The organism is Pseudomonas sp. 3MA1 (assembly GCF_029237275.1).
Classification (GTDB): domain Bacteria; phylum Pseudomonadota; class Gammaproteobacteria; order Pseudomonadales; family Pseudomonadaceae; genus Aquipseudomonas; species Aquipseudomonas fluorescens_AP.
Window position 1 is genome coordinate 63,929 of sequence record NZ_JAACFX010000015.1, and the last position, 15,490, is coordinate 79,418.

Genomic DNA, 15,490 nt, shown 5'->3' on the forward strand with positions numbered 1-15,490 from the left:
CATTTAGCCGATGCAAGCAGCCGATGCCTACTTTGCCTTTCACCTGTTCGCCGCGCGCTTCCCGAACCAGGCCGAGGCCGAACTGTTCACCTTCGAACAGTGGGAACCGGAACCTGCGGCGGATGCCAGCGCCGCCGAGTTCAGCGCCTGGGAAGCCCGCAACCCCAGCTGGCGCCTCAAACAGGAGCTGGGCTATGACATGGACGCCGATTTCGTCGAACTGATCGAGCGTGAAGACGGCCCGCAATACCTGCAATCACTGATCCGCAGCGACGCCGAAAAACAGCAACTGCGCACGCGCATCAACCCCGGCTACAGCCACTACATCCTCATCGCCAGTGACTCGATCCATGGCGACCGGCAATCGGATGCCCCCGGTCCCAACCGGCTCAAACCCGAAAACACCGCAACTCTTGATTACCTCGGCGAGTTCAACCATTCCTCTGCCCCGCGCTAAATGCTAAAAAGGCCCCCTGCTTTCCAGGCCATCCCTGTCGTGCCGAACCGCACCACGAGAATCACCATGCACAGCCAATACCCGAAGACCCGCGCCCCGTTGCGCCCGCTTGACCTCCTCACCCACCAGCCAGCGGCGGTAGCAGCATGATCGAAGTCACTGAAGTGTCCATTGCCGACCTGCGCGCCGCTCTGGAATCGGGCCGGACCACCGCCGTGGAGCTGGTCCAGGCCTATCTGGCGCGGATCGACGCCTACGATGGCCCGGAGACTGCCACCGCGCTCAACGCCGTGGTGGTGCGCAACCCCGAGGCCCTGAAAGAGGCCGCAGCGTCCGATGAGCGTCGCGCCAAGGGCCAGACCCTGGGCCCGCTGGACGGCATTCCCTACACCGCCAAGGACAGCTACCTGGTCAAGGGCCTGACGGCAGCCTCGGGCAGCCCGGCCTTTGCCGAGCTGGTGGCCTACCGCGACGCCTTCACCATCGAGCGCCTGCGGGCTGCCGGGGCCATCTGCCTGGGCAAGACCAATATGCCGCCCATGGCCAATGGCGGCATGCAGCGCGGCGTGTATGGCCGCGCGGAAAGCCCCTATAACGCCAACTACCTGACCGCGCCCTTCGCCTCCGGCTCGTCCAATGGCGCCGGCACCGCCACCGCCGCCAGCTTCGCCGCCTTCGGCCTGGCCGAGGAAACCTGGTCCAGCGGTCGTGGCCCGGCCTCCAACAACGGCCTGTGCGCCTACACGCCGTCGCGCGGGGTGATTTCGGTGCGCGGCAACTGGCCGCTGACCCCGACCATGGACGTGGTGGTGCCTTTCGCCCGGACCATGGCCGACCTGCTGCAAGTGCTGGACGTGGTGGTGGCCGAGGACCCGGACACCCGCGGTGACCTGTGGCGCCTGCAACCCTGGGTGCCGATCCCCAGCGTGAGCTCGGTGCGCCCGGCGTCCTACCCGCAACTGGCAGCCGACGCCACGGCGCTCAAGGGCAAGCGCCTGGGCGTACCGCGCATGTACATCAACGCCGACCCCGAAGCCGGCACCAGCGACAAGCCCGGTATCGGCGGCCCTACCGGCCAGCGCATCCACACCCGGCCCTCGGTGATCGACCTCTGGCAGCAGGCGCGCCAGGCCCTGGAAGCCGCCGGCGCCGAAGTGCTGGAAGTGGACTTCCCCCTGGTGTCCAACTGCGAAGGCGACCGCCCCGGCGCGCCGACCGTGTACAACCGCGGCCTGGTGAGCCAGGAGTTCCTGCATGACGAGTTGTGGGAACTCTCGGGCTGGGCCTTCGACGACTTCCTGCGGGCCAACAACGATCCCAAGCTCAACCGCCTGGCGGATGTCGACGGGCCGAAGATCTTCCCCCACGACCCCGGCACCCTGCCCAACCGCGAAGACGACCTGGCCGCCGGCATGGACCAGTACGTGACCATGGCCAAGCGCGGGCTCAAGACCTGGGACCAGATCGCCTCCCTGGCCGACGGCCTGCGCGGCCTGGAGCAGACCCGGCGCATCGACCTGGAAGAGTGGATGGACCACCTGGGGCTGGACGCGGTGCTGTTCCCCACCGTGGCCGACGTTGGCCCGGCGGATGCCGACATCAATCCCGAGTCGGCGGACATCGCCTGGAGCAACGGCGTGTGGGTGGCCAACGGCAACCTCGCCATCCGCCATCTGGGCGTGCCCACGGTGACCGTACCGATGGGGGTGATGGCGGACATCGGCATGCCGGTGGGCCTGACCTTCGCCGGGCGCGCCTATGACGATTCGAATCTGCTGCGCCTGGCATCGGCCTTCGAGTCCACCGGCAACAAGCGCCTGATTCCGCCACGGACACCGGCCTTGCACAGCGGTCACTGACAAACCGGATCGGGGCCGCAACGGCCCCGATCCTCAACGCCGCCCCTTCGAGTCCCCCCACTGCGCACGACCTTTTGCGCTCAACCCGTTGGCGAGAGCCCCATGAACAACCTTCGCGCTGCAATGCATCAATCGAAATACACCAAGGCTCCCCACCCCGTCTTCACCGTCGACGGCGTCCCCCTGGACAGTTGGATCAAGGGCGTTGTCTACGATGGCTCGGGGGCAGACAGCACCGAGGGGCTGGTACCGGCCCAGGGCTGGCTGATCGATGACGAGCACGCAGAACTTGCCTGGCAGTTGCTGGCTCCCGCGAGCGAGGACTGCTCAAGCATCGTCCCGTTGCTGATCTGCCCCGACGACATGGATCTCAGTTGCACAGTGGCCGTGGTCGAGCAGGTGGTACGGGGAGACAAACTGATCTGGGAACGTTTTGGACGAGCCGTCGCAGTGATCGGCGGACTGGTCACTGCGGTCGCCTGGAACAGCAACGCTCAACGCGCCGAATTCTCCAGGCAGCAGTTTGATGAGGCCTGCACTGAATTCAAAAGATTGACCGAGCATGAGTGGGCTTGATTGCACCATCACTGCTCATCCTCAGGTCGCAATGGCGCGTGTTCCCAGTCGAACCGGTCGAGCAGTTGCCTGCCAAGGTCGTCCAGCTGCGGATGGTAGTAATGCGTATGGGGCACCGGCAGTTGCGGCTTGCCATGGCTGAAGCCAAGCGCTCGCAAGGCGCTGGCGTACTCGTCAAGCGGGCCGTAGGCGTAGATCAGATTGTGCCGGTCCCAGACCACAGTGGCCTGTTGCTCCGGCGAGTGAACCCAAAGATCAAAGCGGCTATCGCCACACAGGAATGGCTTGAAGTCATAGATGAAATCTTCAACCTCCTCACGCGACAACTGCGGGCTGCAGTAGCGGCCCGCTTGCGAGTCGTCCCGAGGCGTGTGCAGCACGAACAGCAGGACCAGCGGCTCGGTCAGGCAGCGCAGCAGGCTGATCAGGACCTGCGGGTCCGAGCCTGGAACGCCGGCCACCACACGCTGCCCTTCGCCAATGGGGGCCACCACGAATACAGGCGGATAACTGTGCTCCACCCACTGGTTGTCTATCATGTGCCCAAGTCTGTACATAGCCGGCCTGATCCTCCTGATCAATTCCTGGGTTTAGCCAAAACGGCCGCGCATTATGCCGTACCCTGCATGGCCGCTCACGGTCTGATTGGCCGAACACTGCGCTGAAGCGCTTCCCCTCAAGGACATTCATTGCGTGCTGCATGCCCTGATCCGCAATGGCCACACCGGTCCGCATGCCGGCATGAACAACGGCTCGCCACGGACCCTGCCGTTTCGCACAGAGGCTGACGTACAATCCCCGACCTTCAGGGACAGCCATCACCAGGACAACGATGACCACACACCGCATTACCCTCGCCAACGGCTGGATTGCCGAATTTGCCGAACAAGGTGAATTCCGCATGGGCGCCATCAGCTGGAACCTGCACCTGCGCGGCCCCGAGCAGCAGGTCATCCGCTATTTCGAAACCCAGATCGTGCTGGTCAACGACGAGGATGGCGAGCAGGCACGCAATCACATCAGCCTGTCCGAGGACGGGGTCTACGGGTACCTGGGCAACGGCATGAGTCACGGCTGGGTGATCGACTTTTCCCGCTGCATGATCGCGCCCCACCGGGTCACGATTACCCACTACCACCACGCCTATGACGAGTACATCTCGCTGCTGGAGCAACCGGCGTACAAGCGCATGCGGGAGTACATCAGTGTCATCGGTCGCACCGTCTACCTGACCTTTCCCTTCACCCGGGACGAGGATTTCCCCAAGGTCTGGAACGAGTACCTGGTGATCCGCCGACGGCAGCTGGACGAGTTGTATTTCCGCAATTGAGCCTGGGCCCGCAGCGATCGTGCGGATTCACCACCTAGCCCTTTAGCGCAGGCTCCAGGACACCCCCAGGTACACCCCCAAGCCTTCTCCCGGTGTCGAGCGCGCCGCGTCCAGCCCCTTGTCGTCATAGCCTGGGGTCACGGTGGCGGCGTAGCGCTTGTCGGTGAGGTTGCGCAGATCGATCCAGGTCTGCCAGTCGTTCTTCGGCGCGTTGTAGCCCAAGGTGGCGCCGAACAACGCGTAAGGGTCGGCGTAGTAACTGTTGCCGTAGTCAACCGCCACCTTCGACACCAACTGGGTGTTGACCGCCGCGAAGAAGCCCAGGGGCCAGTCGTAGCGCAGCTCGCCCTGGTAGTAGTGCATGGGCAGGCCCGGCAGGCGGTTGTCGCCAAAGCGCGCGTCGTCGCGGTAGTGGAAGTCGCTGAAGGTGTAGGCCTGGCGCAGGCTCAGGCGGCCCACGCCCGGGCGCGACCACAGTTCACTGTGCAGGCTGGCTTCCACGCCCTGGTGCACCGTGGGGCTGGCGTTGAGTTCATAGGGCGTGGTGGCGCTGGGGTCCGGCAGTACCGAGAGCAGCTCATGACGCACCTGGGCGTAGTACCAGGCCAGGCTCCACTGACCCAAGCCACTGTCGCCGCGACCGCCCAGTTCCAGGGTGGTGGCGGTCTGGTTGCGCAGCTTGATCGGATCGCGCTGGGCGCCGCTGGCCACTCCGCTGGTGGGTGGGAAACGCAGGTTCGAGCTGTAGATCAGCGACCAGGGGTGCGGTGCTTCCACCGAGCGGCTGAGGTTGCCGAACAGTTGCACATCCGAGGTCAACTGGTAGCGCAGGCCCAGGCGCGGCGCGTAGTCCCAGTCGCCAAGGCTGGTCTTGCCACCGCCTTCGGGGTAGGTCACCGCACTTTCGCGACGGGTGTAGATGGCCGCCAGCCCGGTGGTCAGCCACAGGTCATCGGCAATTTCCAGGTCATTGCCAAAGTGCAGGACCGTATCCGAGCCCTGGTAAGTGAAGTTGCGGATTCGCGTGCCTGGCGCATAGTTGGCGGTGTTGCCGGTGGGAATCCGCACGAACTCGCTGGCGCCGTCATTGGGCAGGTGCTTGGTCACCCGCAGGCCCAGGGTGCTGCGGCTTTCCCGGCCCCAGAGAGTGTCGCGGCGCTTGTAGTCGAAGGTGCCGCTGACGTCGCTGTAGGCCACCTTCAGGCGGTTGGGGCCTTCGCGCAGGTCTATCGGGTAGTCGTGGTAGACCAGACCGGTCTGAATGCTTGAATCGTCGTCGATGTAGTAGGTGGTCTTGTTGCCGACAAAGGTGCTGCCCGGCTGCTTGCGACGGTCGTCGCGGCTGACGTAGGCCGGATTGGCTGCCCGCGGGTCGTGCTCGATGGAATGCTTGCTGACCCGCCCGGCCAGATCGTTGTCGGTCTCGCGGTAGCGCAGGTAGAAACGGGTTTCCAGGTTCGGATTGAAGCGATAGCCGAAATTGCCGATCACCCCCTTGCTCTGGCTGCGGGTGTGGTCCTGATAGCCGTCGGCGTTGGCATCGGTCAGCGAGACGTAGTAATCGAAATCCCCCAGCACTTGCCCGGAGCTGACCTGACGCTGCTGATAACCGTGGCTGCCGGTGGCGTAGCGCACCTGCAAGCGCGGTGCGTCGTAGCCGGTATGGCTGACGTAATCGATGGCGCCGCCCAGGGCCAGGGCGCCACGGTCGAAACCATTGGCGCCGCGCAGCACCTCTACGTGATCGACCCACAACGGCTCCAGCAATTCATAAGGCGTACCCCCGGGGCCGGTCAGGGGCAAGCCGTCGAGCATGGTGTACAGCCCCGAGGCATGGGCGCCCGGCGCGCGGTTGATGCCCGAGCCGCGGATCGAGATCTTCACCCCTTCGTTGCCGGCGGACTGAGCGTAAACCCCAGGCTGGTAGGCCAGCACATCCTGATTGCTGGCCACCCGGCCCTGCAGCGGCTGGCGCATGTCCACCAGATTGCTCCCGCCCGGCACCTGGGCCAGCTGCGCCTCGGCCTCTTCCATCCCCTGCCCTTCGCCCCCCTGGTCCTGCCCCAGGACCTGCGCCGGGGCCAGCTGCACAGCGCGGGATTCGGCAAACGCCGGGCAGGCCAGGGCCAGGCCCAGCAAGGCTGCGGGCAGGGATTTGGGCGACGACATCGAGAAAACTCCGACAGGCAGAAAGGGGGCAATGCAAGGTGCGACGCAGGAAAGGACCAAGAGAACACAGGGGAATTGGGCTTTTTTTCGCCAGGAAAGCGGATGTCGGCAGTCACGCCTTCACTGGCGAAGCCACAGCGTCCGGCAAGCAGCGTTAAGGGTTCTTGGTTCCCGCCAGAAGGTGCGCCACCAAGGCGACGGAACGTACGACGCCGGGCCCTTGACCTGGCCGGCTTTGCTCTTGCTGTCTTCGCTCACGCCTCACCCTGTGCTTTTTTGCTGCCCTTGATGTTCTCGATCAGATCGACCACGTAGTTCTGGTTGAAACCCGCGACAAAGGACCAGAACAGCAGCTTGCCGTAGGACGCATAGCCGTCCGCGTGCTGGCAGAGAATCACATAGAAACTGTTGTCCGGGTACCGGCAGATCTTGTCGTCGACGATATGGGGAAACAGTTCACCTTGCACCACGCCGGAGATGAACAGGATGTACAGCAGGCCCGCGAGGATGCCGCCGATGAACGACGGCAGCAGCACGTTGAACCACGAGCTGCACAGGCTGAGGACTTCCTCCTCGCAGAGGTGGGACAGTTGCCGGTGAAAGCCTACGTAACCGCCGATATTGCCGACGATGAACACCACCGAGGGAATGGTGTAGCCGTCAGCCATGGCGACCGCCCCCAGGGACGCCGCCAACAGCAGCACAAAGATGATGAACAGTCGCTTCCAGAGGATGTTCAGCGCGTCCTGGCGGTTCATGTTCGGCTCACCGGTTCAGGTTGTCATAGGGTTCCGTCCACCTGGGTGACGATAGTTGAGCCGTGCCGCGCAAGCGGTTTTTTTCGACCGGGAACCCTTACCCCTCCTGGCCCGCGCCCTCAGGCCGGGTAACCGGTAATCTCACGAATGCTCTGGTACAGCGGCTTGAGCTGGCGGTACATGCGCAGGTAGACCTCGCGGTACAGCCGCTGGTACATCTGCTGCGCCTGCGGCTGGGGCTCGAACACCGCGCCGACCCGGGTCATGGCGCTGATCGCCGTGGCAAAGTCCGGGTACAGCCCCAGGCCCACCGCACAGGCAATCACCGCCCCCAGGCCCGAGGCTTCATAGACATGCGGGCGTTCCACCGGCAGGCCGAAGATGTCCGCGGTCAGTTGCATCGCCGCATCGCTCTGCGAGCCGCCGCCGGCCACCCGCAGGCGGGTGATCTTCAGCTTGGAGCGTTTCTCCATGCGTTCCATGCCCTGGCGCAGGGCATAGGCCAGGCCTTCGAGGATCGCCCGGTAGATATGGGCCCGGGTGTGCACGTCGCCAAAGCCGATCATCGCGCCCTTGGCTTCCATGCCCGGCTCGCGGATGCCCGGCGACCAGTAGGGTTGCAGGGTCAGGCCCATGGACCCGGGCGGCACCGCCTGGACCAGGGCGTCGAACAGCTGTTCCGGCTCCAGCCCCTGCTCCGCCGCCTGCTGCACTTCGCGCAGGCCGAACTGCTGCTTGAACCAGCTGACCATCCAGTAGCCGCGAAAGATCATCACCTCGCAGTTGTAGTGATCCGGCACTGCCGCCGGGTACGGCGGGATCAGCGGCACCACTTCCAGGTAACGGGAACGGGTGGTGGTGATGGTGGCCGTGGTGCCGTAGGACAGGCAGGCGGTGGTCGAGTCCTGGACGCCGGAGCCGAGCACCTCGCAGGCCTTGTCGGCGCCGGCGGCGATCAGCGGCAAGCCCTCGGGAATGCCGGTGTGGCGGCTGGCTTGGGCGCTGATCCGGCCCAGGGTTTCGCCGGGCTTGAGCAGGGTCGGCAACTGTTCCCGACGCACCGCCAGGGCCTGCCACTTCCAGTCGCTGGGCGCGGCCCAGCGCAGGCGCTTGTAGTCGAATGGCAGGTAGGCCACGGAGCAGCCCACCGAGTCGACGAAATTGCCGGTCAGGCGATGGGTGAGAAAGCCCGAGAGCAGCAGGAACTTGTCAGTGGCGGCCCAGACTTCGGGCTGCTCCTGGGCCACCCAGTTGGCTTCGGCCTGGGCGCGAAAATAGTCCACCGTGGCCTCGGCGCCGATCAGCTTGAACAGCCAGCCCCAGGGCCCCTTGATGCGCCCCTCGACGGCGGCCTGGCGCTGGTCGAGCCAGAGAATCGCCGGACGCAGGGCGCGGCCCTGGGCGTCGACATTGATCAGGGTGCCGCGCTGGGTGGTCAGGGACACGCCGCGGATCCGCGAGCGGTCGATGCCGGTCTGCTGCCACAAGAGCTGGCAGGCTTCGCCGAGCTTGGCCCAGTAGTAGTCCGGGTCCTGTTCGGCCCAGCCGGGCTGGGTCGAGTAATAGGCCTCAAGCTCGATCTTGCCCTTGCCCAACAGGTTGCCTTCAAGGTCGAACAGCAGTGCGCGGACGCTCTGGGTGCCGTTGTCGATGGCCAGCAGGCAGTCCTGCTTCTTGTTGTCGTGGTTATCCATGGGGCTCTCTTGGTTGAGCATCGTTAGGCATTCGGCAGGCTGTGATGGCGTTGCCACAAGGCCCGGTAGCGCTGTTCCTCGGCCTGCCAGCGGCCATCGTCCCAGCCCAGTCGAGGCTGGCACAGGCGGCGAATGGCCGGCAGGTACTGGGCCGCACCCTCGGCCAGCAGCAGGCCGATCCGGGTGCGGCGCAGCAGCAGGTCGTCCAGGTGCAGGACCATCTCCGTCTCGGCGGCCAACGCCAGCTCGGCCCACAGGGTGTCGCTGGCACCGATGCAGTCGCTGCCCAGGGTCGCCACCTGTTGCGCCAGGCGCGGCAGGTCGCGACCGTAGCGTCCGGCCAGGCGCCGTGTCTGGGCGCGACTCAGGCCAGGGATGTCCAGCGCTGCCACGGGCGCCAACACCGGGGCGCCGTCATCCACCACGTCACGCCCGAGCATCGCCCCGCAGGCTTGCAGCACTTCGATGGCCTGGGGGCGGAAGGTGGTCAGCTTGCCACCGGCCAGGGTCACGCAGCCGGGCTCCTGCCACAGCACATGTTCACGGGTGGCATTGGACGGCTTGCCCTGCTGCCCCTCGCTACCCGCCACCACCGGGCGCACCCCGGCCCAGGTCGACAGTACGTCCCCGGGACCGATCTGCGCCTGAGGAAACTGCTGGGCGCAGGCGGCCAGCAGATAGCGCAGTTCTTCCTGGCTGATGCTGGCGCTCTGGTCCAGGTCGTCGCGGTGATCGAGGTCGGTGGTGCCGACCACGGTGGCGCCTTCCCAGGGGAAGACGAACACCGGCCGCCGATCCTCGCCATGCATGAAGCTCAAAGCCTGGGCCACCGGCAGGCGCCAGCCCGGCAGCAGCAAATGACTGCCGCGCAACGGGCGCAGCTGCCGACCGTTGCTCGCCGGGCGCAGGCGCTCGGCCCAGGCCCCGGTGGCCACTGCCAGGACCGCGCAGTCCAGGGTTTGCACCGCGCCCGTTTCGCTGTCCTCGATCGCCACCCCGCACACCCGCCCGTTCTCTCGCAGCAGGCGGGTCACTCGCAGGCCATTGATGGCCACGGCGCCATCGGCCCGGGCCTCGGCCAGCACCCGCAGCACCAGGCGCGCGTCGTCGGTCAGGGCATCGAGAAAGCTGGTGCCACCGAGCAACCCCGGTTCCTTGACCCCGGGGGCCAGGTACTGCAGTTGCTGGGCGTCGTGAAAGCGATGATTGCGTCGCCCGGCAATGGCGTCATACAGGCTCAGCAAGCCGCCAAACACCTTGGGCCCGGGAAACTGGCCGCGGTAATGCGGCATCAGGAAACTCATGGGTTCCACCAGCCCAGGGGCCTCCTGCAGCAAGCGCTGGCGCTCGCGCACCGAGTCCCGGGTCAGGCGCCACTGGCCCTTGGCGATGTAGCGCAAGCCGCCATGGACCATCTTCGAGGAACGGCTGGAGGTGCCCCAGGCAAAGTCCCGCTGCTCCAGCAGCAGGCAGCGCCAACCGCGCCGCGCTGCCTCACGCAGGATGCCGGCACCGCTGATGCCGCCGCCGATCACGATCAAGTCCCAGGGTTGCGCCGCCAGTTCCGGCAGCACCTGTTGCCGCCACTGGGCGTTCCAGTCCTGGCTCATGACTCACTGCTCCAGCAAGGTGCCGGGGTTGAGACGCCCGGCCGGGTCGAAGTGGTGACTCAGCGCCTGCAACGTGTCGATCGCCAGCGCGCCCTTCTCCCGCAGCAGGTAAGGCGCGTGGTCCTTGCCGACCCCATGTTGGTGGCTGATGGTGCCGTGGTGATCGACGATGGTCTGGCTGGCGGCGTGCTTGAGCGCCTGCCAGCGGGCCAGGGTCGCCGGGTACTGGGCGTCCGGGCGGAACACGTAGGTGGTGTAGATGCTCGACCCTTGGCCATAGACATGGGACAGGTGGGTGAACACATGCACCTGCTCGCCCTCGGCGGCCAGGCCGTCGCGCAGGCTGCCCTCGATACGCTGCATCAGGCGGTCGACATGGCTCCAGTCGGTGGCGGTTTCCAGGGTGTCCACCAGGTAACCGGCGTTCCACAGGCTTTCGCGCAGGTAGGGAAAGCGAAAGCGGTTCTGCGCCCATTTCTTGCCCAGCAAGGTGCCGGTGAACACCCCGCCGAAGGCCTTGAGATGCTGGCGTGCATGACGCAGGGACAAGGCATTCTGCTGGCGGTTGCCGGTCACACCGAAGGTCAGCAGGCACTTGCCCGCCCCGGCGCCGCGCAGGGCCAGGTATTTTTCCAGCCAGGCGATCTGCGTCGGGTGCCCGGCCAGGGCCAGTTGGGTTTCAGTCTCCAGGGCGTTGGACAGGCGCAGCATCGACAGCGGCACCCGGGCCTGGGCCAGGGCGCGCACCGCTTGCAGGGCCTGGGTCCAGTCCGGCAGGAACACCCCATAGAAACGCTCGTCATCCGGCAGGCGGCTGACCCGCACCTTGACCTCGGAAATGATCCCGAAGCGCCCTTCGCTGCCCAGTACCACCTCGCGCAGATCCGGCCCGGCGGCGGACGCCGGAAAGCTGGCGATGGGCATCGGCCCGGCAAAGGTTTCCAGGGTGCCGCCGGCAAACAGCTGCTCGATGCGCCCATAGCGCAGCGACTGCTGGCCACTGGAACGGCTGGCGACCCAGCCGCCCAGGGTCGACAGCTCCCAGGACTGGGGAAAGTGCCCCAGGGTGTAGCCCCGGGCGCGCAGTTGGCTTTCCACTTGCGGACCGCTGGCACCGGGGCCGAAGGTCGCCAGCAGGCTGTCTTCGTCCAGCTCCAGCAGGCGGCTCATGCGCGCCAGGGACACCGTCAGCACCGGGCGTTCGGACCAGGGCGGGTTGATGTGCCCGGCCACCGACGTACCGCCGCCGTAGGGAATCAGGCACAGGTCGCGGTCCTCGGCCAGGGCCAGCAATTGGCGGATCTGCTCGGCGGTTTCCGGAAAGGCCACGGCATCCGGATAAACCCCCAGTGCGCCTTCGCGCAGGGCCAACCAGTCCGCCAGGCTCTGGCCGCGGGCGTGCAGCAGGCGTTCCTGGGGATCGATGCAATACAGCGGGTGGGCGGCCAGGCGTGAAGCCGGGACCTTGGCCAGCGCCTGCTCCAGGGTCGCCTCCGGCAAGCGGCGTCCCGGCCCCAGGCGCTCGGCGAGAAACCCCGCGCCCTGGGCCGGCAATTCGACCACCGTGGATGCATCCCCCCAGCCGTTCCAGCGTCGCATGCGTGTGTCCTTCTGCCGTTCTTACAGGAATTGAGTCGCTATCGAGGCTCCCTATACTAGTGCGCGGCTGAACGCTGTCACGGTCGCATCGCGCCAGAGGATGTAGCCGATTGAGTCAGACACAGGTGACATCCGGCGCCAGTTACCGAAGAATCCTCCCCCTCCCCATCACAGGCTCGCGTCCATGCCGGCAACCCTGAAAACCTGCGCCCCGCTGTTCTGGTCCACCGACCTGGGCATCGACTACGGCGCGCCAACCTTGCGCCTGAGCGACCTGCTGCCCGTGGTGGGCGAGGAAAGCTCGGCCTTCTTCGAGCAGCAGGAGCGCCTCCTGATCGGCGACACCCTGCAACTGATCTGGTGCCCGCCGGTTGCCGACCTCAATGGCTGGAACGAGCAGCCTTCGGAAATCGCCCTGAGCCAGCTGCTGCGGGTGCGCATCACCGGCCCGGCGCCCGAGCCGCCCCGAAACGCCCTCTACCATGGCCGGCACCGGTACCGCTTCCTGGTCCTGTCCTGCCAGCCCCTGCCCGCGGCCCTGCGCGCCCAACCGCTGGCGCCGCAGGCCTGGCACATGCCGCTGATCGAGAATGGACAGGGCAGTTGCCTGACCTGGGAGGCCATCGACAACTGCAGTCGCGCCGAGGTCCAGGGGCTGATCTACCTCAGCGCCTACCGCCGCCACGAAACCTATATGGAAATGTTCATCGAAGAGGTGGACGGGGAGCTGTTCGGGCTGCTTTCGGTGCACCTGGGCCCGGGGGGCGACGACTATGATTTTGGCCGGCGCCTCCTGGAAGGCGCGGAGTTGCGGGCCATCCGCCGCGCACTGGACATGGCCCAGCCGCTGAAGGATTCACAGCCCGGCTACCTGGTCCCTTGAACCCCGGGACGGATAAAAATGCCCTGAAAAAGACTAAGCAGCTGTTTTCAAACTCATTTTTTTGCATTGGGGGCTTCCCAGCCGGCACATAAGTTGATAAATTTGCGCCCGTTCTTGCAGCGGACCTCCCCGGTCCGGCAGTCAAAGCAAGTAACTTCGCAACAACTACAGGGGCGTCGCCAAGCGGTAAGGCAGCAGGTTTTGATCCTGCCATGCGTTGGTTCGAATCCAGCCGCCCCTGCCATTTTCTTTCTGTCTATCCCATCAAGTGTTCGGCCAACAGCTCCAGCAAGGCGCTGACCTTGGGCAATGCCTGACGATTCTTCATCCATAACAGATGGATGGCCTGCCCCTGGGTTGCCGACTGCGGCAATACCTGCACCAGACTGCCCTCCTCCAGCTGGCGCTTGACCAGCCACGACGGCAATTGGGCGATCCCGTAGCCCGCCATCACCGCCATCAACAACCCCTGGCCATCCCCGACCACGCAAGCGGCCGGCATCACCCGACGCTCGATCTCCCCTGACCGGCTGCCGGGAAAGCTCCACGGGTTGACCCGTCCATCCACCCAGCCGTAGGCGATGCAGCGGTGCCGCAGCAGATCGGCATCGGTCAAGGGCGTGCCCTGATGCTGCAGGTACGCCGGCGAGGCACAGAACAGATGCCGCTCATGGCCCAGCTGACGATGCCCCAACGCGGCGAGCCACTGCGCGGGTCCGCCAAGGCGCACGGCAATATCGACACCAGCCTCAAGGGGATCGACAAAAGCATCGGCAAAGGTCACGTGGGGTTGCAGCAAGGGGTGTTCCCGGGCAAAGCGCAAGATCAATTCCAACACCTGGGTGCGGCCAAAGGCTCCCGGTAGATCGATGCGCACCTTGCCCCGCAGCTCGGTGTTTTCCGCCTGCAACGCCCACTCGGCCTCTTGCAGATCGGCCAGTACCCCGGTGCAGGTGCGATAGAAGGCCTGCCCCGCATCGGTCAGCGCCAGGCGGCGGGTGGTGCGCTGCAACAGCCGGGCCTGCAGGCGGCTTTCCAGGCGGGCGATAGCCTTGCTGACGGCGGACGGCGTCAGGTTCAGGCGCTCGGCAGCGGCCTTGAAGCTGCCGGAGTCGGCCACACAGACAAAAACATCGATGCCCTTCAGGCGTTCGGAAGCAAACATGCCGCGTCCTTATTCATGAATCAATTTCCCTTCACTAAAGAAAAATCATCATAAAACAGAAGCCAATTCCTCAGTAAGCTCAATCCCCCCGACTCAACCTGCACCCTTTGAAGAGGCATGGATGCTGCGCACCCTGAAACACTACCCGGGCACCATCAAGCTGTTGCTGTCGGGGTCGCTGATCCTGACCCTGGCGCGGGCGATCACCCTGCCCTATCTGGTGATCTACCTGTCCGCCAGCTACGCCCTGAGCGTCGCCGATATCGGCCTGGTGATCGGCAGCAGCCTGATCGTCGGCTCGCTGTTGAGCCTCTACGGCGGTTACCTGGTGGATCGGATCGCCACCTACCGGCTGATCCTGGCCTGCGTCGCAATCTTCACCCTGGGCTTTGTCGGCGCCTTTGCCGCCCCCGGCCTGTGGCTGCTCTACCTGTGCCTGGTGTCGATCAACCTTGCCTACGCAGTGTTCGATATCGCGGCCAAAGCCGGTTTTGCCCAGCAGTTAACGGTGAGCGAACGCAGTGAAGCGTTCTCGATCAAGTACACCCTGACCAACATCGGTTATGCCGTCGGCCCGTTGCTCGGCGCCTGGCTGGCCCAGCAAGGCATCAGCCTGCCCTTTATCGCGTCGAGCGCCCTGGGAGGCGGATTCCTTGCCCTGTACCTGACACAGGGCGACAGGCAGCTCCAGTCCGGCGCCAGCCCCCATCAACCCCTGTCCTTTCCCGCGCTGGGCCGCCAGCTGCTGCGGGATTACCGGCTGATCTGCTTCACCCTCGGCGGCTTGCTCAGCGCGGTGGTGTTTGGCCAGTTCTCGGCTTACCTGTCCCAGTACCTGGTGGTCACCGAATCCGCGCAAGTCGCCTACAGCACCATCAGCACCCTGGTGGCGACCAATGCGTTGCTGGTCATTGCCCTGCAGTACGCGATTGGCCGCAGGATTACCGCCAGATACCTGAAACAGTGGCTGGCGGCGGGCCTGAGCCTGTTCCTGCTGGGGGTCGCCGGGTTCGGCCTGGCCACCAGCCTGCCGCTGTGGGTGCTGTCGATGGTGGTGTTCACCCTGGGGGAAATCATCGTGTTTCCCGCTGAATACATGTTCATCGACCTGATCGCCCCCGAACACCTGCGAGGCCTGTACTACGGCGCGCAAAACCTCTCCAACCTCGGCGGGGCCCTGGGCCCGATGCTTTGCGGCATGGTCCTGGCCAGCTACCCGGCGCACTGGATCTTCTACATGCTGGCGGCGTTCATTGCCACCGGCGGGCTGTTCTACTGGCTGGGCGCGGCCAGGCTGCACCGGCCCGCGGAGAGCGAAACCCGGGCAGACGCCATGCCCTGAGGATCCCGCCCGACCAACCGGGCCTTCACCTGCCGTTCACATCGCCCC

General features: G+C 65.5%; 13 protein-coding genes and 1 tRNA gene. 7 read left to right on the top strand and 7 right to left on the bottom strand.

Annotation, left to right across the window (positions count from 1 at the left end; genetic code table 11):
- Window positions 1-10: 10 nt before the first annotated feature.
- The 3 genes from GWQ44_RS28090 to GWQ44_RS28100 all read left to right on the top strand — a co-directional run bounded on the left by GWQ44_RS28090 (window position 11) and on the right by GWQ44_RS28100 (window position 2,892).
- Entirely contained in the window at window positions 11-457 is a 447-nt protein-coding gene (locus GWQ44_RS28090) for a hypothetical protein (RefSeq protein WP_275928805.1), read from the top strand.
- Between the two features lie 146 nt (window positions 458-603).
- The gene (locus GWQ44_RS28095) at window positions 604-2,316 is read left to right on the top strand and encodes an amidase (protein ID WP_275928806.1); all 1,713 of its coding nucleotides are present in this window, start codon (window positions 604-606) and stop codon (window positions 2,314-2,316) included.
- A gap of 102 nt (window positions 2,317-2,418) precedes the next feature.
- Window positions 2,419-2,892, top strand: a complete 474-nt coding sequence (locus tag GWQ44_RS28100; protein WP_047304174.1) for a hypothetical protein — start codon at window positions 2,419-2,421, stop codon at window positions 2,890-2,892.
- Between the two features lie 8 nt (window positions 2,893-2,900).
- On the opposite strand, the gene GWQ44_RS28105 is transcribed toward GWQ44_RS28100, so the two are convergent.
- Window positions 2,901-3,431: a hypothetical protein gene (locus GWQ44_RS28105; RefSeq protein WP_047304173.1), complete on the bottom strand. Its 531-nt coding sequence runs from the start codon at window positions 3,429-3,431 to the stop codon at window positions 2,901-2,903.
- 293 nt (window positions 3,432-3,724) lie between these two features.
- Between GWQ44_RS28105 and GWQ44_RS28110 the strand changes: the two genes are divergently transcribed.
- Entirely contained in the window at window positions 3,725-4,222 is a 498-nt protein-coding gene (locus GWQ44_RS28110) for a hypothetical protein (protein WP_016964185.1), read from the top strand.
- A gap of 42 nt (window positions 4,223-4,264) precedes the next feature.
- Here GWQ44_RS28110 and GWQ44_RS28115 read toward each other — a convergent pair whose 3' ends face one another.
- The 5 genes from GWQ44_RS28115 to GWQ44_RS28135 all read right to left on the bottom strand — a co-directional run bounded on the left by GWQ44_RS28115 (window position 4,265) and on the right by GWQ44_RS28135 (window position 12,052).
- Complete coding sequence (locus tag GWQ44_RS28115; RefSeq protein WP_275928807.1) at window positions 4,265-6,391, bottom strand: TonB-dependent receptor; 2,127 nt, start codon at window positions 6,389-6,391, stop codon at window positions 4,265-4,267.
- 254 nt (window positions 6,392-6,645) lie between these two features.
- Window positions 6,646-7,149, bottom strand: a complete 504-nt coding sequence (locus tag GWQ44_RS28120) for a hypothetical protein (protein WP_103740316.1) — start codon at window positions 7,147-7,149, stop codon at window positions 6,646-6,648.
- Between the two features lie 119 nt (window positions 7,150-7,268).
- Window positions 7,269-8,843 (bottom strand): FGGY-family carbohydrate kinase, encoded by a 1,575-nt coding sequence (locus tag GWQ44_RS28125; RefSeq protein WP_275928808.1) that lies wholly within the window; start codon window positions 8,841-8,843, stop codon window positions 7,269-7,271.
- A gap of 23 nt (window positions 8,844-8,866) precedes the next feature.
- The gene (locus GWQ44_RS28130) at window positions 8,867-10,453 is read right to left on the bottom strand and encodes a glycerol-3-phosphate dehydrogenase/oxidase (RefSeq protein ID WP_275928809.1); all 1,587 of its coding nucleotides are present in this window, start codon (window positions 10,451-10,453) and stop codon (window positions 8,867-8,869) included.
- A 3-nt stretch (window positions 10,454-10,456) separates the two neighbouring features.
- A complete protein-coding gene (locus GWQ44_RS28135) occupies window positions 10,457-12,052 on the bottom strand; it encodes an FAD-binding oxidoreductase (protein WP_275928810.1) in 1,596 nt (531 codons plus the stop codon).
- 184 nt (window positions 12,053-12,236) lie between these two features.
- Between GWQ44_RS28135 and GWQ44_RS28140 the strand changes: the two genes are divergently transcribed.
- Entirely contained in the window at window positions 12,237-12,935 is a 699-nt protein-coding gene (locus GWQ44_RS28140; RefSeq protein ID WP_275928811.1) for a hypothetical protein, read from the top strand.
- Between the two features lie 169 nt (window positions 12,936-13,104).
- Window positions 13,105-13,179 (top strand) — tRNA-Gln (locus tag GWQ44_RS28145).
- Between the two features lie 12 nt (window positions 13,180-13,191).
- Here GWQ44_RS28145 and GWQ44_RS28150 read toward each other — a convergent pair.
- The gene (locus GWQ44_RS28150; RefSeq protein ID WP_275928812.1) at window positions 13,192-14,100 is read right to left on the bottom strand and encodes a LysR family transcriptional regulator; all 909 of its coding nucleotides are present in this window, start codon (window positions 14,098-14,100) and stop codon (window positions 13,192-13,194) included.
- Between the two features lie 121 nt (window positions 14,101-14,221).
- Here GWQ44_RS28150 and GWQ44_RS28155 point away from each other — a divergent pair, with 121 nt between their 5' ends.
- On the top strand, window positions 14,222-15,442 hold the full coding sequence (locus tag GWQ44_RS28155; RefSeq protein WP_275928813.1) for an MFS transporter: 1,221 nt from the start codon (window positions 14,222-14,224) through the stop codon (window positions 15,440-15,442).
- Window positions 15,443-15,490 lie beyond the last annotated feature (48 nt).